Origin of the sequence: Mesorhizobium sp. AA22 (genome assembly GCF_001672375.2) — a bacterium.
Lineage (GTDB): Bacteria > Pseudomonadota > Alphaproteobacteria > Rhizobiales > Rhizobiaceae > Mesorhizobium > Mesorhizobium wenxiniae.
Genome location: NZ_CP048406.1, coordinates 4,268,244 through 4,292,627 on the forward strand (window position 1 = coordinate 4,268,244; position 24,384 = coordinate 4,292,627).

Annotated in this window: 25 protein-coding genes and 1 pseudogene; 9 read left to right on the top strand and 17 right to left on the bottom strand. The window is 61.9% G+C overall.

What is annotated here, in order from left to right; genetic code table 11:
• The first annotated feature begins 9 nt into the window (after nt 1–9).
• From A9K68_RS20660 to A9K68_RS20670, 3 genes are all read left to right on the top strand, one after another.
• The gene (locus A9K68_RS20660) at nt 10–1,422 is read left to right on the top strand and encodes a PLP-dependent aminotransferase family protein (RefSeq protein WP_065008138.1); all 1,413 of its coding nucleotides are present in this window, start codon (nt 10–12) and stop codon (nt 1,420–1,422) included.
• Between the two features lie 148 nt (nt 1,423–1,570).
• Nucleotides 1,571–3,811 carry a phosphoribosylformylglycinamidine synthase subunit PurL gene (gene purL, locus A9K68_RS20665; RefSeq protein ID WP_065008137.1) on the top strand — a complete coding sequence of 747 codons (2,241 nt, stop codon included), beginning with the start codon at nt 1,571–1,573 and terminating at the stop codon, nt 3,809–3,811.
• 84 nt (nt 3,812–3,895) lie between these two features.
• Nucleotides 3,896–4,129, top strand: coding sequence for a BolA family transcriptional regulator (locus tag A9K68_RS20670; RefSeq protein ID WP_023674714.1), 234 nt, complete (start codon nt 3,896–3,898; stop codon nt 4,127–4,129).
• Nucleotides 4,130–4,151: 22 nt separating this feature from the next.
• Here the strand turns inward: A9K68_RS20670 and A9K68_RS20675 are convergent, their stop codons facing one another.
• Nucleotides 4,152–4,946, bottom strand: a complete 795-nt coding sequence (locus tag A9K68_RS20675) for a phosphodiester glycosidase family protein (RefSeq protein ID WP_065008136.1) — start codon at nt 4,944–4,946, stop codon at nt 4,152–4,154.
• A gap of 165 nt (nt 4,947–5,111) precedes the next feature.
• Between A9K68_RS20675 and grxD the strand changes: the two genes are divergently transcribed.
• Both grxD and A9K68_RS20685 read left to right on the top strand, forming a co-directional pair.
• Nucleotides 5,112–5,447 carry a Grx4 family monothiol glutaredoxin gene (gene grxD, locus A9K68_RS20680; RefSeq protein WP_029353656.1) on the top strand — a complete coding sequence of 112 codons (336 nt, stop codon included), beginning with the start codon at nt 5,112–5,114 and terminating at the stop codon, nt 5,445–5,447.
• A gap of 154 nt (nt 5,448–5,601) precedes the next feature.
• Nucleotides 5,602–6,801 (top strand): multidrug effflux MFS transporter, encoded by a 1,200-nt coding sequence (locus tag A9K68_RS20685; protein ID WP_065008291.1) that lies wholly within the window; start codon nt 5,602–5,604, stop codon nt 6,799–6,801.
• 13 nt (nt 6,802–6,814) lie between these two features.
• On the opposite strand, the gene A9K68_RS20690 is transcribed toward A9K68_RS20685, so the two are convergent.
• The 9 genes and pseudogenes from A9K68_RS20690 to A9K68_RS20730 all read right to left on the bottom strand — a co-directional run bounded on the left by A9K68_RS20690 (nt 6,815) and on the right by A9K68_RS20730 (nt 13,691).
• Nucleotides 6,815–7,222, bottom strand: a complete 408-nt coding sequence (locus tag A9K68_RS20690) for a hypothetical protein (protein ID WP_065008135.1) — start codon at nt 7,220–7,222, stop codon at nt 6,815–6,817.
• Nucleotides 7,223–7,309: 87 nt separating this feature from the next.
• Nucleotides 7,310–8,488, bottom strand: coding sequence for an alanine--glyoxylate aminotransferase family protein (locus A9K68_RS20695; RefSeq protein WP_065008134.1), 1,179 nt, complete (start codon nt 8,486–8,488; stop codon nt 7,310–7,312).
• Between the two features lie 25 nt (nt 8,489–8,513).
• A pseudogene (locus A9K68_RS20700) lies at nt 8,514–8,706 on the bottom strand (N-acyl homoserine lactonase family protein); the annotation flags it as partial.
• Between the two features lie 21 nt (nt 8,707–8,727).
• Nucleotides 8,728–9,555, bottom strand: a complete 828-nt coding sequence (locus tag A9K68_RS20705) for an inositol monophosphatase family protein (RefSeq protein ID WP_065008133.1) — start codon at nt 9,553–9,555, stop codon at nt 8,728–8,730.
• Entirely contained in the window at nt 9,545–10,435 is an 891-nt protein-coding gene (ttcA, locus tag A9K68_RS20710; protein WP_065008132.1) for a tRNA 2-thiocytidine(32) synthetase TtcA, read from the bottom strand. Before ttcA ends, A9K68_RS20705 begins: the two co-directional genes overlap by 11 nt.
• 239 nt (nt 10,436–10,674) lie before the next feature.
• Nucleotides 10,675–11,292: a 30S ribosomal protein S4 gene (rpsD, locus tag A9K68_RS20715; protein WP_065008131.1), complete on the bottom strand. Its 618-nt coding sequence runs from the start codon at nt 11,290–11,292 to the stop codon at nt 10,675–10,677.
• A 352-nt stretch (nt 11,293–11,644) separates the two neighbouring features.
• On the bottom strand, nt 11,645–11,833 hold the full coding sequence (locus A9K68_RS20720) for a DUF3008 family protein (RefSeq protein ID WP_023717374.1): 189 nt from the start codon (nt 11,831–11,833) through the stop codon (nt 11,645–11,647).
• A gap of 61 nt (nt 11,834–11,894) precedes the next feature.
• Complete coding sequence (gene murI, locus A9K68_RS20725) at nt 11,895–12,707, bottom strand: glutamate racemase (RefSeq protein WP_065008130.1); 813 nt, start codon at nt 12,705–12,707, stop codon at nt 11,895–11,897.
• A gap of 132 nt (nt 12,708–12,839) precedes the next feature.
• Entirely contained in the window at nt 12,840–13,691 is an 852-nt protein-coding gene (locus A9K68_RS20730; protein WP_065008129.1) for an RNA methyltransferase, read from the bottom strand.
• Nucleotides 13,692–13,909: 218 nt separating this feature from the next.
• On the opposite strand from A9K68_RS20730, the gene A9K68_RS20735 reads away from it, so the two are divergent.
• Both A9K68_RS20735 and A9K68_RS20740 read left to right on the top strand, forming a co-directional pair.
• Complete coding sequence (locus A9K68_RS20735) at nt 13,910–15,121, top strand: NADP-dependent isocitrate dehydrogenase (RefSeq protein ID WP_065008128.1); 1,212 nt, start codon at nt 13,910–13,912, stop codon at nt 15,119–15,121.
• A 107-nt stretch (nt 15,122–15,228) separates the two neighbouring features.
• A complete protein-coding gene (locus A9K68_RS20740; RefSeq protein WP_065008127.1) occupies nt 15,229–15,855 on the top strand; it encodes a glutathione S-transferase family protein in 627 nt (208 codons plus the stop codon).
• A 92-nt stretch (nt 15,856–15,947) separates the two neighbouring features.
• Here A9K68_RS20740 and A9K68_RS20745 read toward each other — a convergent pair whose 3' ends face one another.
• The 3 genes from A9K68_RS20745 to recA form a co-directional block, all read right to left on the bottom strand.
• Nucleotides 15,948–16,667 carry a PhzF family phenazine biosynthesis protein gene (locus tag A9K68_RS20745; RefSeq protein WP_348640691.1) on the bottom strand — a complete coding sequence of 240 codons (720 nt, stop codon included), beginning with the start codon at nt 16,665–16,667 and terminating at the stop codon, nt 15,948–15,950.
• Nucleotides 16,668–16,709: 42 nt separating this feature from the next.
• The gene (gene alaS, locus A9K68_RS20750; RefSeq protein WP_065008290.1) at nt 16,710–19,376 is read right to left on the bottom strand and encodes an alanine--tRNA ligase; all 2,667 of its coding nucleotides are present in this window, start codon (nt 19,374–19,376) and stop codon (nt 16,710–16,712) included.
• 254 nt (nt 19,377–19,630) lie between these two features.
• Nucleotides 19,631–20,728, bottom strand: a complete 1,098-nt coding sequence (gene recA / locus A9K68_RS20755) for a recombinase RecA (RefSeq protein WP_023798282.1) — start codon at nt 20,726–20,728, stop codon at nt 19,631–19,633.
• A 274-nt stretch (nt 20,729–21,002) separates the two neighbouring features.
• Between recA and A9K68_RS20760 the strand changes: the two genes are divergently transcribed.
• Nucleotides 21,003–21,941 carry a carbohydrate kinase family protein gene (locus A9K68_RS20760; protein ID WP_065008126.1) on the top strand — a complete coding sequence of 313 codons (939 nt, stop codon included), beginning with the start codon at nt 21,003–21,005 and terminating at the stop codon, nt 21,939–21,941.
• 19 nt (nt 21,942–21,960) lie between these two features.
• On the opposite strand, the gene A9K68_RS20765 is transcribed toward A9K68_RS20760, so the two are convergent.
• Nucleotides 21,961–22,284, bottom strand: coding sequence for a TfoX/Sxy family protein (locus tag A9K68_RS20765; protein ID WP_065008125.1), 324 nt, complete (start codon nt 22,282–22,284; stop codon nt 21,961–21,963).
• A 90-nt stretch (nt 22,285–22,374) separates the two neighbouring features.
• Here A9K68_RS20765 and A9K68_RS20770 point away from each other — a divergent pair, with 90 nt between their 5' ends.
• Nucleotides 22,375–22,872: a GFA family protein gene (locus A9K68_RS20770; protein ID WP_065008124.1), complete on the top strand. Its 498-nt coding sequence runs from the start codon at nt 22,375–22,377 to the stop codon at nt 22,870–22,872.
• Nucleotides 22,873–22,998: 126 nt separating this feature from the next.
• On the opposite strand, the gene sufA is transcribed toward A9K68_RS20770, so the two are convergent.
• From sufA to A9K68_RS20785, 3 genes are read right to left on the bottom strand one after another with little or no spacing between them, the layout of a single operon-like run.
• Nucleotides 22,999–23,379, bottom strand: a complete 381-nt coding sequence (sufA, locus tag A9K68_RS20775) for a Fe-S cluster assembly scaffold SufA (RefSeq protein WP_006206001.1) — start codon at nt 23,377–23,379, stop codon at nt 22,999–23,001.
• 30 nt (nt 23,380–23,409) lie between these two features.
• Entirely contained in the window at nt 23,410–23,973 is a 564-nt protein-coding gene (locus A9K68_RS20780; protein WP_082982349.1) for a DUF4375 domain-containing protein, read from the bottom strand.
• A gap of 18 nt (nt 23,974–23,991) precedes the next feature.
• Nucleotides 23,992–24,384, bottom strand: coding sequence for an SUF system Fe-S cluster assembly protein (locus A9K68_RS20785; RefSeq protein WP_065008289.1), 393 nt, complete (start codon nt 24,382–24,384; stop codon nt 23,992–23,994).

Sequence of the window (24,384 nt, forward strand, 5' to 3'; positions counted from 1 at the left end):
ATTGTCACCATGACAAATTGGCTACCCGACCTTACGTCCGGCTCCGGACCCCTCTACCAGCGGCTTGCAGATTCCATTGAAACCGACATCGACAGCGGCGTGATCGATGCGGGGGCAAAACTGCCGCCGCAACGCGACCTGGCTTATGACATCGGAACAACTGTCGGCACGGTCGGTCGGGCCTACCAATTGTTGCGCGAACGGGGGCTGGTAAGCGGCGAAGTCGGGCGCGGAACCTATGTTCTGGGCCGGCATGAGACCAAGACCGATCTGCTGGCATCCGACCCACATGTGGAAGGCACGCGCTATATCGATGCGCCTCGCGGTAAGTTGCGCTTCGACAGCACGGCTGCGCCGGATATTGGCCAGGGCGCCATTGTCGCCGATGTGCTCTCGCGCACGGCGCAGGACCATCCCTATGAGATTTCAAGCTATACGCGGGATTTTCCGGACCGCTGGTTCGAGGCCGGTTGCAGCTGGCTCTCGCGAAATTCGTTTCGCCCGAGCCCTGACGGCATCGTTCCGACGCTCGGCACCCATGCGGCGGTTATGGCGGCGATTGCCGCGCTCACCACGCCTGGCGACTATATCGTCTTCGAGCACCTCACCTATTCGCAGATTTCACGCAGCGCCGGCCTGATCGGCCGCCGGACCGCGCTGGTGACGTCTGACGACGAAGGACTAGACCCAGAGGATTTCGAGCGCGTCTGCGCGCAAAAACATCCGAAAATGATGTTCTTGATGCCGACGGCCAAGAACCCCACACTGGTGACGCTGTCGGCAACACGCCGCGAGGCGATCGCGCGCGTCGCGCGCGAATACAATGTCATCCTGATCGAGGACGATCTCTATGGCCATCTGACCGACGACCCGACCCCGCTATTGGCCGAATATGCCCCCGAACGGACCATCGTTGCCGGCGGCCTGTCGAAATCCGTCGCGGCTGGTGTTCGCGGCGGCTGGCTCGCCTGTCCACCGGCCTATCGCCACCGGATCCGGGTCGCTCACAAGATGCTGACGGGTGGCCTCCCCTTCCTGCTGGCGGAAGTGTGTAGCCGGCTGGTTCTGTCCGGCCAGGCCAGCGAGATGCGCAATCGCAGCATCGTCGAGATCAACGCGCGCATCGCCATCGTGCGCGAGACGCTGGCCGGGTTCGACTTCAAGGCAGTGGACAATGTGCCCTTTGTTTGGCTCACCCTGCCTGATCCATGGCTTTCCGGCACCTTCAAGAATGCCTGTCTCGAACATGGCGTGCTCATCGATGATGAGGACGAGTTCAAGGCGGGCCGTTCCGAGCAGGTTTTCCACGGCGTGCGTTTTGGCGTTTCGCAGCCGACTCGGCGAGAGGACATCGCGGGCGGCGTCGGCGTGATAAGGCGGCTTCTCGACGAGGGCCGCGCCGGATACGACAGTTTCTCCTGAACCGGCTTGAAACCAGCGGGTCGAGTGGCGATCTTTCGCTGGTTGCTGCCCCTGTGGCTTTCCATCGTTTTTCGGCGCTTGAAGGGTGTATCGGCCTTCGCGCTTGCGATAAGAGGGGATTCGACCCCAAGGATATAAATTGCCGCCCATGACCATTTCCAATTCCGTGCCGATCACTCCGGAACTCATTGCCGCGCACGGGCTGAAGCCCGACGAGTATCAACGCATCCTCGACCTGGTCGGGCGCGAGCCGAGCTTTACCGAGCTTGGCGTCTTCTCGGCGATGTGGAACGAGCATTGCTCCTATAAATCCTCGAAGAAGTGGCTGCGCACGCTACCGACCACCGGACCGCAGGTCATCCAGGGACCGGGTGAGAATGCCGGCGTGGTCGACATCGGCGACGGCGACTGCGTCGTCTTCAAGATGGAGAGCCACAACCACCCCTCCTACATCGAGCCCTATCAGGGGGCGGCGACCGGCGTCGGCGGCATCCTGCGCGATGTCTTCACCATGGGCGCGCGGCCGATCGCGGCGATGAACGCGCTGCGCTTCGGTGCGCCGGACCATCCCAAGACCAAACACCTCGTTGCCGGCGTCGTTTCCGGCGTCGGCGGCTACGGCAATTCCTTCGGCGTGCCGACGGTCGGCGGTGAGGTCAATTTCGACGCGCGCTACAATGGCAACATCCTGGTCAACGCCTTCGCGGCGGGGCTCGCCAAGACCGATGCGATCTTTCTGTCGGAGGCGAAGGGCGTCGGTCTGCCGGTCGTCTATCTCGGCGCCAAGACCGGCCGCGACGGTGTCGGCGGCGCAACCATGGCCTCGGCCGAATTCGACGACAAGATCGACGAGAAGCGGCCCACCGTTCAGGTCGGCGACCCGTTCACCGAAAAATGCCTGCTCGAAGCCTGCCTCGAGCTGATGGCGTCCGGTGCCGTCATCGCCATCCAGGACATGGGGGCTGCCGGTCTCACCTGCTCGGCGGTCGAGATGGGCGCCAAGGGCGACCTCGGCATCGAGCTCGACCTCGACAAGGTGCCGGTGCGCGAGGAGCGCATGAGCGCCTATGAGATGATGCTGTCGGAGAGCCAGGAGCGCATGCTGATGGTGCTGCGCCCCGAAAAGGAAAAGGAAGCCGAGGCGATCTTCCACAAATGGAGCCTTGACTTCGCCATCGTCGGCAAGACCACCGACGATCTGCGCTTTCGCGTGCTGCATCAGGGCGACGAAGTCGCCAATCTGCCGATCAAAGACCTTGGCGACCAGGCGCCGGAATATGACCGTCCCTGGGCCGAGCCGAAGAAGCCGGCGCCCCTGGCTGCCAGCGATGCCCCACAAGCCGACATCGCCGAGGCTTTGTTGAAACTGCTCGGCGGACCCGACCTTTCATCTCGCCGCTGGGTATGGGAGCAGTACGACACGCTGATTCAGGGCAATTCGCTGCAGCTTCCGGGCGGCGATGCCGGCGTGGTGCGCGTCGAAGGTCATCCGACCAAAGCGCTCGCCTTCTCGTCCGACGTCACGCCGCGCTATTGCGAGGCCGACCCTTACGAGGGTGGCAAGCAGGCGGTGGCCGAATGCTGGCGCAACCTTACCGCCACCGGCGCCCTGCCGCTCGCGGCCACCGACAATCTCAATTTCGGCAATCCGGAACGGCCCGAGATCATGGGCCAGTTGGTCGGCGCCGTGAAAGGCATTGGCGAGGCCTGCCGTGCTCTCGGCTTTCCGATCGTCTCCGGCAATGTCTCGCTGTACAACGAAACCAACGGGCAAGGCATCTTGCCGACGCCGACCATCGGCGGCGTCGGACTGATCGCCGACTGGTCCAAAATGGCACGGATCGGCTTTGCCGCCGAGGGCCAGATGATCCTGCTGGTCGGCGCGCCGTCCATGTGGGGAACGCATCTCGCGCAGTCGGCCTACATGCGCGACATTCATGGCCGCACCGACGGCCCGCCGCCGCCGGTCGACCTCGATCATGAAAAGCGCGTCGGCGACCATGTACGCGCCCTAATCGCCTCCGGCGTCGTTACCGCTGCACATGACGTTTCCGATGGTGGCATTGCGGTCGCGCTGGCCGAGATGGCGATGGCGTCCGGCATCGGCGCGACCGTCCCCGGCCTGGTCGGGACCGATCCGATCCCGGTCTGGTTCGGCGAGGATCAGGGCCGCTATCTCTTGACGCTGTCGATCGATCCGCAGAGCGATGAATGGGATGCAATTCGCGAACAGCAAAGTAAGCTCGGCATCTTTGCGCCGTGGATCGGCTCGACCGGCGGTAGTGACCTGAAACTCGGCGACGCACGGGCGATCCCTGTCGGCGAATTGACCGCTGCCCACGAATCCTGGTTTCCTCGCTTCATGGGAAATGAGCTCGTGGACCCGTGATATAATCGAGTGGGGCCGTTTGGGTGGTCCATCCGCCATTTCGATCATATCTATGAGATCACGACCTGAACAAGGAATCCTCGCATGGCAATGGATGCGCACGACATCGAACGGCTAATCAAGGAAGGCATTCCGGACGCCAAGGTGACGATTCGCGACCTGGCCGGCGACGGTGACCATTATGCGGCCGAGGTGGTGGCCGAGAGCTTTCGCGGAAAAAGCCGCGTCCAGCAGCATCAGATGGTCTATGACGCATTGAAGGGCAATATGGGCGGCGTGCTGCACGCGCTCGCTTTGCAGACCAGCGTGCCGGACTGAGGGTGTCGCCTCCAACCCCTCGTCACTTTTTCGCCGAGACGGCAATGATCGGCCCTGCAGGATAGTTTCCGCCGACGATCATCCTCTCGCCATTCGACAGCGCCGAAACCACGCCGTCGAAGAAAAGTGCGTTGGGGCAATGCAGCGCATCACGGAACAGGCGTGCAAAGCTGCCGAGACTGACTTGCGAGCGTGAGATCGCCAGCACGACCGTGTCTTCGTTACGCACGCCGACGCCATTGCGGATGTGACGCGACGTGCCGTTCGCCTCGAAGCGAGGATGAAGCCGGCCGTCGATCACCAGCATCGGGCCGGATTGCGTGGCGAACGCCACGTCCGGCTTGGCGGCGGCATAGGCGTTCGTTTCCATCACCGCCGCCAAGCCGTCGTTCCGAACCAGGAACACGCCATTCGGCTTCAGGAAGAAATTGCCTTCGCTATCAGCGAGGTTGAGCGGCGCCATCTCGCGACCATTTTCGACGAGAAGGCCGACCGGCGTCAGGTCCTCATGATACATGCCGGCGTTCATGGCGAGCAGCACCGGCCTGCCCTCGCCCGACATCGCCCTGTCGAATTTGTCCAGCGAGCCGAAGACCTTGCCGTCTGCGCCGGCGTGGAAGACAGCAACGTCGTAGCTGCGAAGATCGATCTCGCAGACGATATAGGGGATCGCCTCGAAATTCAGGTCCCGGCATGGCCCGGGCAGTTTGCCGCCGACGGTGACAGGCGGATGCTCCGATGGCCTGAACCACCAGATCAAGGCCAGCGCAACGAGCAGAACACCAATCAGGATTGCCGCGCTAAGTCGCCTTTTCATCGCTTCCTTGGGGAAATAGCTGGTCGATGCTCTTTGCCCAATATCAGGCCATCCTTTGAGCCATTTGCGTGACGATGCGGCAAACGTCTTGTTTCGGGCAACCTATGGGTTTATTTGAAGGGGCATGTTTCGAGCCCGACTCTCGCGGGCATGAAAGGATTCTCCATGAGCGGTATCAACGACTACATCGACAGCGAAGTGAAGGGCAACGACGTGGTTCTCTTCATGAAGGGCACGCCCGGTTTCCCGCAATGCGGATTTTCCGGTCAGGTCGTGCAGATCCTCGACTACATCGGGGCCGACTACAAGGGCGTGGACGTGCTGACCTCGGCCGAGCTGCGGCAAGGTATCAAGGAATACTCCAACTGGCCGACGATTCCTCAGCTTTACGTCAAGGGTGAATTCGTTGGCGGCTGCGACATCATCCGCGAGATGTTCCAGGCAGGCGAACTTCAGACGTTCCTCGTCGAAAAGGGCGTGAGCGTCAAAGGCGCCGCCTGACGAGCACGTCGGGCACTTCGCCAAGCTGATTACCTCCCGGTATCGGGGTACAAGACGAATGAATGCGCCGGTGCGCCGGCGCTTTTTCGTTTGAAGATCGGACTTTGCCGTGGATCAGCATGCACAAGCGCCGCAACAGGTAGGTGCCTTGCCTATTCCGCGCTGGGAATTCATCGCCCTGTGCGCGGCATTGATGGCGCTCAACTCGCTGGCCATCGACATCATGCTGCCGGCGCTGCAGCAGATCGGCGCCTCGCTGGGTGTGGAGAATGAAAACCACCGCCAATATGTGATTGCCGCTTATATTCTGGGCTTTGGCGGTGGACAGCTCTTCTTCGGACCGATCTCGGACCGCTTCGGGCGCCGTGCTCCGCTCGTTGTCGGGCTGGTGATCTATGTCGCGGCAGCGGCTGCGGCGGCAATTGCCCCGACATTCGCCATCCTTATCTTGTGCAGGGTGGTGCAAGGCATCGGCGCCGCGGCCACACGCGTCATCGCCGTCTCGATCGTGCGCGACACTTTCGACGGCCGGCGCATGGCCGAGGTCATGTCATTGATCTTCATGGTGTTCATGGCCATTCCGGTCGTCGCCCCCGGCATCGGTCAGTTCATCATGCTGTTCGCGACCTGGCACGTGATCTTCATCACCATGGCGGCCGGGGCGCTGATCGTGTCGGCGTGGGCGCTGCTGCGCTTGCCCGAAACGCTGCATCCCGAATATCGCAGGCCGCTGACGGCCGAATCCATCATCGGCGGCTTCCGCATCGTGCTGACCAATCGCATGGCACTTTGCTATGCCTTTGCCAGCACTTTTGCCTTCGGCGCGATGTTTGGCTTCATCAACTCGGCGCAGCAGATCTATGTCGGCGTCTTTGGCGTCGGCGAGATGTTCCCGGTGATTTTTGCAGGGATCGCCGGCGTGCTCGCCTTTTCGAACTATCTGAATTCGCGCCTTGTCGGCCGCATCGGCATGCGCAGATTGTCGCAGAGCGCGCTGCTCTTGTTTCTGGCCATCAGCCTCGCCTGGCTGATCGTTTCCATCCAAATGAAGATGCCGCTCTGGCTTTTCATCACCTTCTTTGCCTGCGCGATGGTCCCGTTCGGCGCACTCGGCGCGAATTTCAACGCGCTCGCCATGGAGCCGCTCGGCCAACTGGCCGGCACAGCATCGTCCATTCTGGGTTTCATGCAGACCTTCCTCGGCGGCCTGCTCGGCACGCTGATCGGCCAAGCCTTCAACGGCACGGTGACGCCCTTGGCCGCCGGATTCTGCAGCGTGTCGCTTGGCGCATTGGTGATGGTGCTGATCGCCGAGCGCGGCAAATTCTTCCAGCCGCAAAACCAGCCGGTTTAATGCCGGACGCGCTTTAGGATGCACTCCCACTCGCTGCCGTGAAGCGAGGGAACAGCATACGCCCTGCGATCGCTTCACCCATGCTGTCCGAAACGGGCAGTGGCAGAGCCTTGTCGAGAGCCTCGAGGACGGAAGCCACGAAGGCCCGGTTGAGCGTGGCATCATCTCCTAGACGCGAGTAGGTGGCGCGAGGCTTGCCGATAAGTGTGCCGTTTCGGCGAATTGAGAACTGCAGCGTCAGGGTCATGCCCGCGGTTCCGGGCGGCGGCTCCCAACAGGCGACGATCGCGGAGAACATCTCGTTTATGGTGTCGACGGGATCGGGACTGCGACATGCGCGTTCCTGCGATTTCGCCTCGTTCGGGCCGGCAACCAAGGCCAGGGCAAGAGCCAGTGCGACAATTGCGGACCGAGGTTTCATTTCGGGTCTCCGGTTTTGCGCGGACAAATGTAATCGAATTTTTCGACGAAAGCCTCCATCGAGTATCAGCGCGTCGCATGAATCCCTTCAGACGTCGGCATCGATGACGGCGAGCGCCGCGTCGATGCCTTTGCCGACCACGAGTTCCTGGCCCAAGGAATTCATCGCGCCGCCAAGTGCCGTCAGCGCCGCAATCGCATAGATCGGCTGGGCGGTCGGGCCCATATGGCCGATACGTGTCAGCTTGCCCAATGTTTCGCCACGGCCCGACGAAAACACCACGCCGTAGCGGGCGCGCGCCGCCTGGCGAAGCGCCTTCTCATCAATGTCTTCTGGCGTCCGGACGGCAGTCGTGGTTGGCGATGCGATATTGTCGCTGGCGGCCCAGATCGACAGACCCATGGCGGCGACGCCCGCGCGCATGGCCCTGGCGGTCAGCGCGTGGCGCGCCCACACCGCTGCCGGTCCCTCGTTGAGATAGAGGTCGAGCGCGACGTCGAGCCCGTTCATCCCTGCGACGGACGGCGTGAATGGAAACGGCTTGTCCTTCGACCAAGCATGCTCCCAGTCGACGATGCTGAGCATCGACGCGCGTGGCGCCAGTGGATTTGCCTTCATCTTGGCCCAGGCGCGCTCGCTGACGCCCATCATCGTGAGGCCGGGAGGCGCGCCGAGGCATTTGTTCGGGCCGGTGACGTAGATGTCGGCCTTGCAATCCTCAGGATGCGTTTTCATGCCGCCGAAGGACGAAACGGCATCGACGATCAGATAGGCGCCATGCGCCGAAACCAGCGCGCCGATGGCGTCGATCGGGTTGATGGTGCCCGACGGCGTATCGTGGTGGCAGACGGAAACGATGGTGATTTCCGGATGCGCTTCCAGCATTGCCGCAACCGCCTGCGGGTCGATCGCCTCGTTGTAGGGCACCTCGATTTCGAGGAGTTGCGGCGAATAGCGCTTGGCCCAATAGCCAAACCCCTTGCCGTAGACACCGGAGGCAAGGTTGAGCACGACGTCGTCGGGCGTGATCAGCGAGGCTGCGGCGGCCTCCAGGCCAAGGACCGGCTCGCCATGGAGAATGACCGGCCGGTTCGACAGCCGCATCGCCTTCTGCGCCTTGTCGACCACACGCTCGTAAAAAAGCTGGAACGCCGGATCGTGATCGTAGAGCACGGTGCGGCCGAGGCCGCGCAGCACGGCGGGGTAGGCGTTCACCGGGCCTGCGGTGAGCGTGATGACCGGTTCGGCGTGTTCGAAATAGCGCATGGTCTTTGTCTCCGCATTGGCGGCGTCAGCCGTAGAATGGCGTGCCGGTCCTGTAGGCCTTGAAGTTATCCATGTCGTGCGAATGCATCAGCTCGGCGCCAGTCCTCGGCGAGCTTCTTCACCTTGCGCATCGAATTGAAGGCCGCCTAGCACAACGTTTCAAGGCTCTTCTGCGTTTAGGCCGCGTCGATGGTGAACATGATCGGCTTGCGCTTGGGACCGGATCGATCCCAAACGGCCTATTCCGCCCAGAGTTCGCGGCGCAGTTCGCGCCAACTTTCTTCGTCCGGTGCGACAAGAAGGCCACCTCCGACATGCGAAGGCAGATAGGCGCTGCCGTCGAAACGCGCCGCGTAACCACCTGCCTCGGCATGGATCAGCACACCGGCCAGGTGATCCCACGGCATCAGCTTGTTGTAGACAACGAAGTGGGCGTGGCCGCTCGCCAGCAGGCGGTATTCGTGAGCCGCGCAGCGATAGCCGAATTGCGACAAGGATTTCGTCTGGTTGCGCGCCAGCCGTGACCGTTCCGGCTCGGGCATGTATTGCCAGGACACCGCGCCGGTCATTTGCGAGATCGGTGCAGGCTCGGCGACATGCACCTTCTCCAGAGTGCCATGCGCATGCCGTATGTGGCTGCCAGCACCCTTGGCGCCGATCAGCCAGTCCTTGCCGACGGGATCGTGAATGATGCCGCCGACGGTCTCGCCCTTCACGACGACGCCAAGCATAACGCCGAACAGCGGCACGCCCGAGGCGAAATTGAAGGTGCCGTCGACTGGATCGATGACGAAGGCAAGATCGGCTTCGCCGAGGCCCTGGAGCAGCGCCGGGTCGTCGGAGCAGGCTTCCTCGCCGACGATCATCGCCTGGGGGTAGCGCTCACGCAGCCTGACGGTGATGAGCCGCTCAGCATTCACGTCGGCCTCCGTCACCAGGTCGGCTGCCGAGGTCTTCTGGCGGACCTCGCCCTCATCCAGCCGTCGAAAGCGCGGCATGATCTCGGCAATGGCGGCGTCGGACAGAAGCTTGGCAAGCCAGTCGATCGCGGTATCGTCAAATGTCATCGGGAACGTCTTGCCGAATAACGGTTTCGTTGAGGGCGGCGAAATCGAAGAGTTTGCGATCGAGCAGATGCGAAGGCCGCACATTGGTCATGGCGTGGATCATCGTGTCCTTGCGGCCGGGCATCCGCTTTTCCAAGTCGTCGAGCATCGCCTTCATCGCATTGCGCTGTAAGCCGTCCTGGCTGCCGCACAGATCGCACGGGATGATCGGGAATTTCATGGCGCCGGCGAATTTTTCGAGATCGGCCTCGGCGCAATAGGCGAGCGGCCGCAGCACCATGACGTCGCCGTCGTCGTTGAGCAGTTTTGGCGGCATGGCGGCGAGGCGCCCGCCATGGAACAAATTCATGAAAAAGGTTTCGAGAATGTCCTCCCGGTGGTGTCCGAGCACCAAAGCCGAGCAGCCCTCCTCCCGCGCGATGCGGTAGAGATGGCCGCGCCTGAGCCGCGAGCACAGCGAACAATAGGTGCTGCCCTGGGGAAGCTTGTCGGTCACCACCGAATAGGTGTCCTGATATTCGATGCGGTGCGGAATGGCGTATGTGTTGAGATAATCGGGCAGAATGTGTTTCGGAAAATTCGGCTGGCCCTGGTCGAGATTGCAAGCCAACAGGTCGACCGGCAGCAGCCCGCGCCATTTGAGGTCGAGCAGCAAAGCGAGCAGGCCGTAGGAATCCTTGCCGCCGGACAAGGCGATGAGCCAGCGATCGCCTGATTTCACCATCGAAAAATCGTCGATCGCCTGACGGGCGAGGCGCAGCAGCCGCTTGCGCAGCTTGTTGAACTCGACGGAGGACGGCACATCGGCAAACAGCGGATGAAAGCCGCCTGCGGCATCGGCGATCGGTTCGAGTGTTTTGGCGTCTGGCAGCATGTTCATGGCGCGTCGGCCTCAAAGTCCATGTTGCTGCCCGGATTAACGCATCGGCCCGAAAACCGAAATCGATTTCGAAAAGCATGATGCGCAAATAGAACGAACCAGAGCGTACTTTGTGCGTCCAAGCGGATGCACATCGCTCTAGCATGGCTGACAAGGAAAAGCTGGGCGGACCAAAACCGGACAAAGAAAAGGCCGCCTCGATGGGCGGCCTTCGATGCTGTCGCAGACGGCGCGTTCGATCAGCGCGAATAGAATTCGACGACCAGGTTCGGTTCCATCTGCACGGCGAAAGGAACATCCGATAGGCCGGGGATGCGACCGAAGGTCGCTGTCATCTTGTTGTGGTCGACCTCGATATAGTCAGGGACGTCGCGCTCGGCCAAGCCCACTGATTCCAGGACGATCACCAGCTGCTTCGACTTTTCGCGCACTTCGACGACGTCGCCCGGCTTGCAGCGGTATGAGCCGATGTTGACGCGCTTGCCGTTGACATTAATGTGGCCGTGATTGACGAACTGGCGAGCGGCAAAAATGGTCGGCACGAACTTGGCGCGGTAGACGACCGCGTCGAGACGCGACTCGAGCAGGCCGATCAGGTTCTCCGAGGTGTCGCCCTTGCGGCGATCCGCCTCTTCATAGACCTTGCGGAACTGCTTTTCCGAAACGTCGCCGTAGTGACCCTTCAGCTTCTGCTTGGCACGAAGCTGCAGGCCGAAATCGGAAAGCTTGCCCTTGCGGCGCTGGCCGTGCTGGCCGGGACCGTATTCGCGCTTGTTGACCGGGGATTTCGGGCGGCCCCAGATGTTTTCGCCGAGACGGCGGTCGATCTTGTATTTCGCGGATTCGCGCTTGCTCATCGCATTCCCTTTCAAAACAACACACCCGGAACCTCATGGTCCGGGTGAGGGAAACGCGCCCTCCTCTGGCCCCCGTTTTCGAGACCTGACAGGGTTTTCCCACGCAACGCGGCGGAAAACCCACGGGACACGTCATTTACACAAGACCTGGGAAAATAGAGCGCTTCCCAACCGTCTTGCGCACATAAAGAAACCACCGGGCGTTGCGGCCCGGTGTTGGTGGGCTGATTAAACGGAGATTTAACCGGTGTCAAGCTTGCGGCTGGCGGATAACCGACCCGCTGCGGGCTGTGTGCTGGACCGCGGCCATCCGCGAATCGGACCCGCCCTCCGTGCGGGTGCGGATGAGCGGCTAGTGCTTTGATTTCTTCTCGGGCAGGCCTTTACGCTTGGTCTCCGCGAATTCCTCGAGCTGCTTTTCGCTCATCGATTTGTACATTCCCTTCGAAGCGCCTTTGAGCTCACTCTTTTTGGTCTCGCCACGCTTGGCGGACAATGCCGCTCCTGCGGCTTTCTGCTGGGCTTTTGAAGTGGCTGGCATGATCGTTTCTCCCGTCTTGCAATGAGGGAAAACGCACCGGTCCGGGTGACGTTCCCAGATATCAGGAAATCGCCAGCCCAAACCCCTGCATCAGGCGGCGAGTCGGGAAATCAACCCGCTTCGACGTGAAGACAGCAAGGTCGGCGCCTTCCGGCAACGCCTCGCCGCGATTCCTGGCCACGGTGTCGGCAAGCAGCGAGAGCGCCCGTCGCGCGATCGCCTCGGCGGGATCGAGCCAATCGACCGGCCAAGGTGCCGTCTTGCGCATGCGGTTGGCCAGAAAGGGATAATGGGTGCAGGCAAGCACGACGATATCGGTCCGCAGCTCATCATGTTCGACGAAGCACGGCGCGATCTCGGTTCGCACCGCTTCTTCATCGACAAAGCCATCTCGCATATAAACCTCGGCCAGCCCCGCCAGATTATCGCTGCCAACCAGGCGGACATGGCATTTTTGCGCCCATTTGCCGATGAGGTCGCGCGTATACTGGCGTTTGACGGTGCCGGGCGTCGCCAGCACCGAAACCAGCCCGGAGCGAGTGCGTTCCGCCGCCGGCTTGATCGCCGGCACCGTGCCGACGAAAGGGTGGCCGGGAAATCTCTCACGCAACGCATCGATGACCAGCGTCGAAGCGGTATTGCAGGCGATGACCGAGATGGCCGGCGAAAAACGGTCGAGCAGCTTGCCGAACAGCTCCAGTATATGCGCCCTCAGTGCCGGTTCCTCCCAAGCGCCATAAGGGAAAGCCGCATCGTCGGCGACATAGACGAAGCGGCGGTCGGGCATCAGCACGCGCGCTTCGCGCAAAACCGTCAGGCCGCCGATGCCGGAATCGAACATCAGGATCGGGCGGGCGCTTGAGGGATCGGTCATTGTCGTTTTGAGTCGCGAGAGAAGGCTGGGATTGCGAGAGAGGCTGGGGACCACGTCAGGAAGATGGTCACATTCGAAGGTCCATCATCCTAAAATGATGGACCACACCAAATAACATTCGGTTACTCGTGGTTAAGACTGGTCTTTGTCTGTCGGCTTCACGGCGCGTGCGGCCGCCGCCGGAAGCCGCCTTGGATCATCGCCCGGCGATCCGTCGCCGCGCGGCATGGCCGGCGAAAACCTGTCCAGCGATGATATTATGCCGCGCAGCACCCTGAGTTCCGGCTCGGCGAAGCCGGCGCGCGTCAGCACCGCGCGCAGATTGTCGACCATCTTCGGCTTCTTCGGCGCCGGGCGGAAGTAGCCGCGCGCTTCGAGCGCGCCTTCCAGATACGCGAACAGGCCGTGCAATTGTTCCTTAGTCGCTGGCATCATGTCGGGGCTGGAAAAATTGGTTTTCGTCTCATCTTCCAGGCCGGACTTCATCCATTCATAGGACATCAGCAGGGCCGCCTGGGCGATATTGAGCGAGGAGAAGGCGGCATCGACCGGGAAGGTGACGATCTCGTCGGCCAAGCCAACCTCGTCGTTGTAGAGCCCAAACCGCTCGCGGCCGAACAGGATGCCGGTGCGCTGTCCGGCTTGCTGGCGCGCCCTTAGCGCCCTGCCCGCCTCGACCGGTCCGCGCACCGGCTTGAAATTATCGCGTGCGCGCGCCGTGGTGGCAAAGACGAAATTCAGGTCGGCGACCGCCGAGGCCAAATCGTCAAATACCCTAGCGGCATTTATCACATGGTCGGCCCGGCTCGCGGCAGCGCGCGCCCTTTCGCTCGGCCAGCCGTCGCGCGGATTGACGAGGCGCAGCTCGGACAGACCGAAATTCGCCATGGCGCGCGCGACCATGCCGATGTTCTCGCCGAGCTGCGGCTCGACCAGGATGATCGCCGGGCCTGCGGCAGGAGGGATGTCGTTGCTGGCTTGCATGGCTGTCAATGAACTGCTGTTTGCGACATTTCAGCGTCCCCTGCCATATCCGGCCGCGAAAATGAAGCTTTCACAAAGAGTGGCCGATGGCGATGGTGAAGCACGCCCGCGCGGATCGCCGTTTGCGCGGCCAAAAATGCTTTGATATACGGGCCCATTCCCGGCCGAAAGCCATGCGGGCAAGGCCGTTCCGATCCCAACAATGAGGCATTCTTTCCATGGCGAAGATCAAGGTGGCGAAGCCGGTCGTCGAACTCGACGGCGACGAGATGACCCGCATCATCTGGCAGTTCATCAAGGACAAGCTGATCCACCCCTATCTCGATCTGAAGCTTGAATATTACGACCTCGGCGTCGAGCACCGCGACGCCACCAACGACCAGGTGACCATCGAGGCGGCCAATGCCATCAAGAAACACGGCGTCGGCGTGAAATGCGCGACGATCACGCCCGACGAGCAGCGCGTCGAAGAATTCAAGCTGAAGAAGATGTGGAAGTCGCCGAACGGCACGATCCGCAACATCCTCGGCGGCACCATCTTTCGCGAGCCGATCATCATGAAGAACGTACCGCGGCTGGTGCCCGGCTGGACCAAGCCGATCATCGTCGGCCGTCATGCTTTCGGCGACCAGTACCGCGCCACCGACTTCCGCTTTCCCGGCAAGGGCAAGCTGACGATCAAGTTCGTCGGCGAGGACGGCAAGGTGATCGAGCATGACGTGTTCGATGCGCCGGCCGCCGGCGTCGCCATGGCAATGTACAACCTCGACGAGTCGATCCGGGAATTCGCCCGCGCCTCGCTGAATTACGGCCTGCTGCGCAATTATCCGGTCTACCTCTCGACCAAGAACACCATCCTCAAGGCCTATGACGGTCGGTTCAAGGACATTTTCCAGGAAATCTACGAGGCTGAGTTCGAAGCCGAATTCAAGGCGAAAAAGATCTGGTACGAGCACCGGCTGATCGACGACATGGTCGCCTCCAGCCTGAAATGGTCGGGCGGCTATGTCTGGGCCTGCAAGAACTATGATGGCGACGTGCAGTCGGACACTGTGGCGCAAGGCTTCGGTTCGCTCGGCCTGATGACATCGGTGCTGATGACGCCGGATGGCAAGACGGTGGAGGCGGAGGCCGCACATGGCACCGTCACCCGTCACTATCGCCAGCATCAGAAGGGCGAGGAAACCTCGACCAATTCGATCGCGTCGATCTTCGCCTGGACACGCGGCCTCGCCCATCGCGCCAAGCTCGACGACAATGCCGAGTTGAAGCGTTTTGCCGAGACGCTGGAAAGGGTCTGCATACAGACCGTCGAGGCCGGCTTCATGACCAAGGATCTGTCGCTGCTGATCGGTCCCGACCAGCCATGGCTTTCGACCACCGGCTTCCTCGACAAGATCGACGAGAACCTGCAGAAGGCGATGGCCTGACGCATGACCCTGAAAACCGGAATCATTTTCGGACAGGATCATGCGCAAAATCAAAGTGCTACAGCGTCCTTTGCGCATATGAAAAGACGCGCGCTGTAGTGAGCATCATGAGCAAACCGGTCGTCTACGGGGCGGACTATAGCGTCTACGTGCGCATCGTCCGCCTCGTGCTCGCGGAAAAAGGCATCGACTACGAACTTGTCCCGGTCGACATCTTTGCGGTGGACGGCATTTCGGGCTGGTATTTCGACCATCACCCGTTCGGCCGCATCCCTGCCTTCGAGCATGACGGGTTCCGCCTATACGAGACCAGCGCGATTGCCCGTTATGTCGACGGGGCCTTTGATGGCCCGGCGTTGCAACCGGTCGAAGTTCGGCCTCGCGCAACCATGAACCAGATCATCGGCCTGCTCGACGCCTATGCCTATCGGGCCATGGTCTGGGATGTCGCTGTCGAGCGGCTGGAGAAGACGGCGCCTGACGAGGCTTTGATCGCCGCCGGACTTCGGCAGGCGAGAACGACACTACGGGCGCTCTCATCGCTGAAAGCCGAGGGGCCATGGCTGTTGGGCGAGCAACTGACGCTCGCCGACCTGCATGCCGCGCCAATCATCGGCTATTTCGCCAAGGTCGCCGACGGACAAAAGCTGCTGGCCGAGTTCGCCGATATCCAGGCCTGGTGGGCTCGCATCGCTCAGCGTCCAAGCTTTTCCGGAACTAAAAAGGCAGGGTGAGGCGAATGGCAGCTGCTCATTCGGGAAGGTAGATTTCCGCCTTCATGAAGGTCTTCGCACGACCTGCGATCAGCACGCGATCTCCAGCCAGGTCACACAGCAAATGCCCGCCGCGCTGCGAAAAATTGGAATGCCGACAGATGCGTCTTGCCGAGTTTTTCAGACCAGTAAGGCACCAGTGTCGCATGAGTTGACCCAGTCACCGGATCCTCGGGAATGCCCGCTCCGGGCACGAAATAACGCGAGACGAAATCATGGGCTCGCCCAGGCGCGGTAATGACCAGGCCAAGAGGATGAAGGGTTCCGATCCTAAGCAGATCGGGCACGAATGACCGTACGGATGCCTCGTCGACAAGCTCGACAAACAGGTTTTCGAAATTGCGGAAGCTCGAAACGGACCCCAGAGGAAATATCTCTTGCAGTGCCTGCATTAACTTCCCGCCGAGCGGCTGCGGCGGAAAACACGGCAGCTCGAGCTGGTAGGCACCTTCCCGTTGGGAAACCCGTAGCTCACCCACCCGCGTGGCAAAGGCCATGTCACCAGGCACATTGTGTTCCGCGGCCAACACATGGGCGGTCGCAAGAGTTGCATGGCCACAGAAGTCGGCTTCATGAACCGGCGTGAACCAGCGCAAATCCCAACTCTCGCCATTCGGCCGCGCAAACGCGGTTTCAGCAAGGTTGTTCTCGTTTGCGATAGCCTGCATCCCATCGTCCGATAGCCAGTCCTCCAAAATGAGAACGGCAGCAGGGTTGCCCTGGAAAGCCCGTTCGGCAAACGCGTCGACTTGATACATCGTCAACGTGGTCACATTATCCCCGCCGCCCTTTCGGCCCGCCCTACTGGTACATGTTCACGCCGCTTCCAGCGCCGCTTTCACTGCAGCGATCGCGTTCTCGGCCTTCGAGGCATCCGGGCCGCCGGCCTGGGCCATATCGGGTCGACCGCCGCCGCCCTGCCCGCCCAATGCCGCGGATGCCACGCGGACCAGATCGACGGCGCTGAAGCGGCCGGTCAGGTCGTCGGTGACGCCGACCACGACGCTCGCCTTGTTGTCCTCGCCGGCGCCAACGAAGACGACGACGCCGGAGCCGAGCGACTTCTTGCCGGCATCGGCCAACGGCTTCAAATCCTTTGGCGCGACGCCCGATACCGCCTTGCCGAGAAAACCGACACCGGCAATGGTTTCGTTTTCCGCAGGCACGCCGGCTGGCGAGCGGTCGCCCAGCGCCAGCTTCTTGCGCGCCTCGGTCAGTTCCTTCTCAAGCTTCTTGCGCTCGTCAAGCAGCGCCTCGACGCGGGCCGGCACGTCGGCCGGCGAAATCTTCAGCGTGGCAGCGACCGCCTTCAGCCGCCTGTCCTGTTCGTCGAGATGCTTTCTGGCCGCCTCTCCGGTCAGCGCCTCGATGCGGCGTACGCCAGCGGCGACAGCGCCCTCCGACACCAGCCGGACCAGGCCGATATCGCCGGTGGCGCCGACATGGGTGCCGCCGCAGAGCTCAACCGAATAGGGCTTGCCGGCCTTGTCACCGGCAACCCCGGTGCCCATCGACACGACGCGGACCTCGTCGCCATATTTTTCGCCGAACAGCGCCATGGCGCCCTCGGCAATCGCGTCATCGACGCTCATCAGCCTCGTCGTCACCGGGCCGTTCTGCACGACGATCTCGTTGGCCATCGCCTCGACGCGTTCCAGTTCCTCGGCCGAAATCGGCTTGGGATGGGAAAAGTCGAAGCGCAGCCGTTCCGGCGCGACCAGCGAGCCCTTTTGCGCGACATGGGTGCCGAGCACCTCGCGCAGCGCCTCGTGGACAAGGTGGGTCGCCGAATGGTTTGAGCGAAGTCGCGTGCGCCTGATATGGTCGACCTTCAACTCGACCGCTTCACCCGTCTTGACGGTGCCCTTGGTGACCTTGCCGAAATGCACGAACAGGCCGTCGCCCTTCTTCTGCGTGTCGGTGACGTCGATAGCAAAACCTTCGCCCGAAATCACGCCGGTGTCGCCCATCTGGCCGCCGGACTCGCCATAGAAAGGCGTCTGGTTGACGACGAGGCCGACGGTTTCGCCGACAACGGCGCTCTCCACCGCGGCGCCATCCCTGACTAGCGCCTGAACGATGCCTTCTGCTTGCTCGGTGTCGTAGCCTAGAAACTCGGTCGCGCCCGCCTTCTCGCGCACCGCGAACCAGACGGTTTCGGTGGCCGCGTCGCCGGAGCCGGCCCAGCTCTTCCGCGCCTCGGCCTTCTGCCGCTCCATCGCCGCGTCAAATCCCTCAAGATCGACCGAAACCCCGCGCGGGCGCAGTGCGTCCTGAGTGAGGTCGAGCGGGAAGCCATAGGTGTCGTAGAGCTTGAACGCTGTCTCGCCGTCAAGCCGGTCGCCGCTGCCGAGCGTCTCGGTCGCGTCGGCAAGCAGGCCGAGGCCGCGCGCCAGCGTCTTGCGGAAGCGCGTTTCCTCGAGCTTCAGCGTCTCTGATATCAGCGGCTGGCCGCGCACCAGTTCGGGATAGGCTTGGCCCATCTCGCGCACCAGCGCCGGCACCAGCCGCCACATCAGCGGATCACGGGCGCCCAAAAGCTGCGCATGGCGCATGGCGCGGCGCATGATCCGACGCAGCACGTAGCCGCGGCCTTCGTTCGACGGCAGCACGCCGTCGGCGATGAGAAAGCTCGATGCGCGCAAATGATCGGCAATGACGCGGTGGCTCGCCCGGTTCTTGCCTTCCGCCTTGACGCCGGTCGCCTCTTCCGAGGCACGGATCAGCGCCTTGAACAGGTCGATGTCGTAATTGTCGTGCTCACCCTGCAGGACGGCTGCGATGCGCTCCAGCCCCATGCCGGTGTCGATCGACGGGCGCGGCAGTTCGATCCGCTCCGCCTTCGTCACCTGCTCGAACTGCATGAAGACGAGGTTCCAGATCTCGATGAAACGGTCGCCGTCCTCATCCGCGCTGCCGGGCGGGCCGCCCCGAATGTCGGCGCCATGGTCGTAGAAGATTTCCGAGCACGGGCCGCAGGGACCGGTATCGCCCATCGCCCAGAAATTGTCGCTGGTGGCGATCCGGATGATCCTGTCCTCCGGCAGCCCGGCGATCTTCTTCCAGAAGCCCGCGGCCGCGTCGTCGGTATGGTAGACGGTCACCAGAAGCCGGTCCTTGGCGATGCCGAACTCGCGGGTGATCAGGTTCCAGGCAAGCTCGATGGCGCGCTCTTTGAAATAATCGCCGAAGGAGAAATTGCCGAGCATCTCGAAGAAGGTGTGGTGACGGGCAGTGTAGCCGACATTGTCGAGATCGTTGTGCTTGCCGCCGGCGCGCACGCATTTCTGCGAGGTGGCGGCGCGCGAATAGGGACGGCTTTCCAACCCCGTGAAGACGTTCTTGAACTGCACCATGCCAGCGTTGGTAAACATCAGCGTCGGGTCGTTGCGCGGCACCAGCGGGCTCGACGCCACGACGTCGTGACCCTCTTTGCGGAAATAGTCGAGAAATGCCGACCTGATCTCGTTGACGCCACTCATGAATACTGCCTTTTCGAGAGATCCGCCGATTGCCGGCGGAAAACAGACATCGCCTTTTAGCGGTCGCACCGCACCCTGTCCAGAAACACGGAATTGCTCCAAACCGTAGCGCTTGCCGGCTGTTCACAATGACCAGAGCTATCAGCAAAAACGCAAACCGCCGGCCCAAGGCCGGCGGCATAAACAAATCGATACACCAACTCAATTCGGGATACGCGAACTCAAACGGGTAACTTTGACTGGCAGCCTGTATCCTACATCGCGCCCGCTTCGTCCTCGAAACCATCGTCTCCGCCTTCGGAACCGCCATTTTCGAGGAATTTCTCGGCGATCAGCCCGGCATTCTGCCTCAGCGCCAGCTCGATCTCGCGTGCCGTGTCGGGATTGTCGCGCAGGAACAGTTTTGCGTTCTCGCGGCCCTGGCCGAGACGCTGCGAATTATAGGAGAACCAGGCGCCCGACTTCTCGACCACGCCGGCCTTGACGCCGAGGTCGACCAGCTCGCCGGTCTTGGACACGCCCTCGCCATACATGATGTCGAACTCGACCACCTTGAAGGGCGGCGCCAGCTTGTTCTTGACCACCTTGACGCGGGTCTGGTTGCCGACGACCTCGTCGCGGTCCTTGACCGAGCCGATGCGGCGGATGTCGAGGCGCACCGAAGCATAGAATTTCAGCGCGTTGCCGCCGGTCGTGGTCTCGGGCGAACCGAACATGACGCCGATCTTCATGCGGATCTGGTTGATGAAGATGACCATGGTGTTGGAGCGCGAGATCGAGGCGGTCAGCTTGCGCAGCGCCTGGCTCATCAGCCGGGCCTGCAGGCCGGGCAGCGAATCGCCCATCTCGCCCTCGATTTCGGCGCGCGGCGTCAGCGCCGCGACCGAATCGACCACCAGCACGTCGATGGCGCCGGAACGCACCAGCGTGTCGCAGATCTCCAGCGCCTGCTCGCCGGTATCGGGCTGCGAGATCAAGAGGTTTTCGAGGTCGACGCCGAGCTTGCGGGCGTAGACCGGGTCGAGCGCGTGCTCGGCATCGACGAAGGCGCAGATGCCACCCTTCTTCTGGGCCTCCGCCACCGTGTGCAGCGCCAGCGTCGTCTTGCCCGAGCTTTCCGGCCCATAGATCTCGATGATGCGGCCGCGCGGCAGGCCGCCGACGCCAAGCGCGATGTCGAGGCCAAGCGAACCGGTCGGCACCGTTTCGATCTCGACGACCTGCTCGTTTGCGCCGAGCCGCATGATCGAGCCCTTGCCGAAGGCACGCTCGATTTGCGACAGCGCCGCATCCAGAGCCTTTGATTTGTCCACCGTTTTGTCCTCTACAAGCCGCAAAGAATTCTGAGCCATGATACATCACCCCTTGGTCGTCAATGAAGGCCGGACAATCCGTAAACCTTATCAATTTGTACCTTTTTTGTTCTCGATTGGCAAGGGGAGACAACCGATTGAAAAACCAATAATATCAGGATTTGTTCTTTTTTTGTTTCAGGTTTTCACCCCGGGATGGATCCCGCTTCATCAGCAGGATTCTGCCGGGCATCTTCCGAATCGGCCTCCGGTTGCCGGGTTCCGCCTGGCAACCTAGTCTCATCCGGGGCAACAGCAAGGTCATCTCGCCGGCATGATGAAGTCGCCGACAATCCTGGCCGTGGGCGGCGCCTATATCGAGCGGCGCGGCCAGGTTTTGGGCGCCTTCGTGCCGGCGGCGTCGAATCCCGGCACGATGCGCGAGGAAGTCGGCGGCGCCGTCTTCAATGCGTTGCGCTGCGCCGTGCGCCGCGGCGTCTCCGGCTCGCTGCTTTCGGTTCGCGGCGGCGATGTTCTGGCCGATACGGTCTCGCGCGCCATTGCTGCGGCCGGCATTGCCGATCTGTCGGTGGTGTTCCTCGATCGCGCGACGCCGAGCAACACGGTGCTGATCGACAGCGACGGCGCGCTGATCGCCGGCCTTGCCGACATGGCGCTCTACGACCTGGCGCTTGCCAAGCAGATCCGCCGTGCCAAGGTGCGCGAGGCGATCGGCACCGCCGATTCGGTCCTGTGCGACGCCAACCTGCCGCCGGCGGCGCTGGAGCGGCTGGTGGCGCTTGCCGCCGGCAAGCCGGTTTTCGCCCTCGCCGCTTCACCGGACAAGGCGGTGCGACTCGCGCCGGTGCTCGGCAGCCTGGCGATGGTGTTCATGAACCGGCATGAGGCCTTCGCACTCGCCGATGTCGGTATCGACACAGCGCAGCGAGATATAGTCGACCGCCTGAGGCGCGCCGGCCTCAAAGGCGGCGTGGTGACGGCGGAGGACCGTCCGGTGCTGGGCTTCGACGAAGCCGGGGCGTTTTCGATCGTGCCGCCGAAAAAAGTCGCAGACGGCGCCGCCGATGCGCTGGCGGGCGCTACGGTCGCCGCTCTGCTGCGCGGCCTGACGCTGCGCGCAGCGCTGCGCGAAGGCGTTGCCGCGGCAATGCTTGCGATCGAAAGCGCCGGGCTTGTGCCGGTCTTAACGGCGGCAGATTTTGCCGACGCGCTGGCCCTTGTGCCCGAGCCGCAGAAAATTGGCATGAGCTGATGACCAGCGGAGAGGCAGCCTACTTGCCGGCCCGCAGCCCCGCTTCGTAGGCCCGGCGTGCCCAGACCGCCATCTCATCCGGATCGTCGAAGGCGCTGTCGGGAACGCTCCAGTACGGCATCGCCACCAGCTTGCCGTGCCGCGACCCCGTATAGGTCCATTGCCGGCAGCCGGCCGCCTCGAATTCGGGCGCGCTTTCCGCGTCGGCCTTCAGCATCAATTCGCCACGGATGACGATGGCGATGATGACGCCGTCAAAGTAGATGCCCTTGCCGCCGAACATCTTGCGAATGCTGACCGGGCCGAGGCCTTCGAAAAGTTCGGCGATGCGTTCATTGTCCATGCCGCGATCATGTCATCCGGATTTAGACTTGTCATCGCCGCATCAGGCACCATCCTGACAAGTTGAAAGCCAATTTCGTCGGAGTTTTTCATGCCGCTTCTGCTCAAAGGGTCCTGCCGGTGCAATGCCGTCCGCTTCGAGGTGGAGAGCCACACGCCGGTGCCGTTCATGCTGTGCTACTGCTCGATCTGCCGCAAGCAGCAGGGCGGCGGTGGCTTTGCCATCAATCTCGGCGCCGATTACGAGACGCTGAAAATCAAGGGCAAGCGCCATCTTGGCGTCTACCAGGCCGAGATCGAGGACGACGAGCATCCGCAATGCGAGATCTCGTCAGGCGAACGGAATTTCTGCAGGAAATGCGGATCGGCACTGTGGCTCTATGACCGGACCTGGCCGGAACTGGTCCACCCCTTCGCTTCGGCGATCGACACAGACCTGCCAAAACCACCTGAAAAGGTGCACCTCATGCTGAAATACAAGGCGAACTGGGTCGAGCCCGAGATCGGCAAGGACGACAAGATCTTCGACCTCTATCCCGAGGAATCGATCGCAGACTGGCACAAGCGGACGGGAATGTGGCTGGATTAGCATTCTTCGGCAGTCCCCCTCATCCGGCCCTTCGGGCCACCTTCTCCCCAGCTGGGAGAAGAGACTGGCTTGGCCGCGAAGCGGCCGGATGAGGGGGACTCGCGAAAGCCTACTTAAGGGAAAGCATCAGGCCGACGCGCGCGCCTCGGCCAGAGCCTTCAAATCGGCCGGCTTGAGCTCCACCGATTCGCCGCAGCCGCAGGCCGAGCTCTGGTTCGGGTTGCGGAAGGTGAAGCCGGTGCGCAGCGTCGTCTGCTCGAAATCCATCTCGGTGCCGAACAGGAAAAGCGCTGCTTCAGGCGCGACATAGACATGGGCGCCGTCGCGCTCGATATGATCGTCCTTGGTATTGGGCTCGGTCACCAGGTCTACCGTATATTCCATGCCGGCGCAGCCGCCCTTCTTGATGCCAAGGCGAATGCCGTGCGCATTCTCACGGGTTGCGACGATCTCGCGCACCCGGTCGGCGGCCTTTTCGGTCATCGTGATGACGGCGAAGCGTCCCATCTTTTCTTTCCTTCTCCATTCCTTGCAGGTTCAAGGCCTGCGGAATGATTCATAGCTCAAAATGGTTACAACTGCGCCCTGCTGCAAGGGTTTTATTGCCACTGCCCCTTCAACGCGGCCGTTGCATATGCGTCCCAGCGCGACAACGGCGGAATTCTGGTCATTTTCCTCCAACGCATAGAAAGCATCATCCAAAGCTTCAAAATCTATGCCGTCGCCGACGCTTTCACCTACCAAATCCATCCTTGCCGATCTATCTTCGGGGAAATATTCGCCAAACAATGCACAGGCTTGGTGAGTCAATTCTGCGTGCCGTTCCAAGCCCATGGCAACAAAACCTTGAATGGCGCCTTTGGCCGTTATTCCATAAGAATTATAGAAATATTGCCAAAAACCACCGTTTATAACCTGCCAATGCAATAATTCTACGCAGATTACATTATTTATCGGCACAGGTATTTTTGAAAGAGCTTTATGGTATTCGGCAGGTTCGTCGAGTGCTTCCAGAACTGGGTCACCCCAAAGCTCTACGACTCTCGCCGAAGGCGGGATGTCACTATCGAGCAGTTCGGTCGGCAAGGCATCATCAGCCATCGAATTTCGCCCTGAGACTCAATACCAACCCACCGCGACCTGTGCCTCTTCCGACATGCGGTCGGGTGACCAGGGCGGATCGAAGGTCATGGTGACCTCGACGCCTGAAACGCCCTCCACGGCGCCGACGGCATTTTCCACCCAGCCCGGCATTTCGCCGGCCACCGGACAGCCAGGCGCGGTCAGCGTCATGTCGATCTTGACCGAGCGGTCGTCCTCGATGTCGATCTTGTAGATCAGGCCAAGCTCGTAGATGTCGGCCGGGATTTCCGGGTCGTAGACCGTCTTCAGCGCCGAGATGATGTCGTCTGTCAGCCGCGCCAGTTCGTCGGCGGGAATGGCCGAGGCGGAAACCAGACCGTTGGCAGTCGTTTCCGAAGTGGTCTCAGCGGTCCGGCCTGCATCATCCAT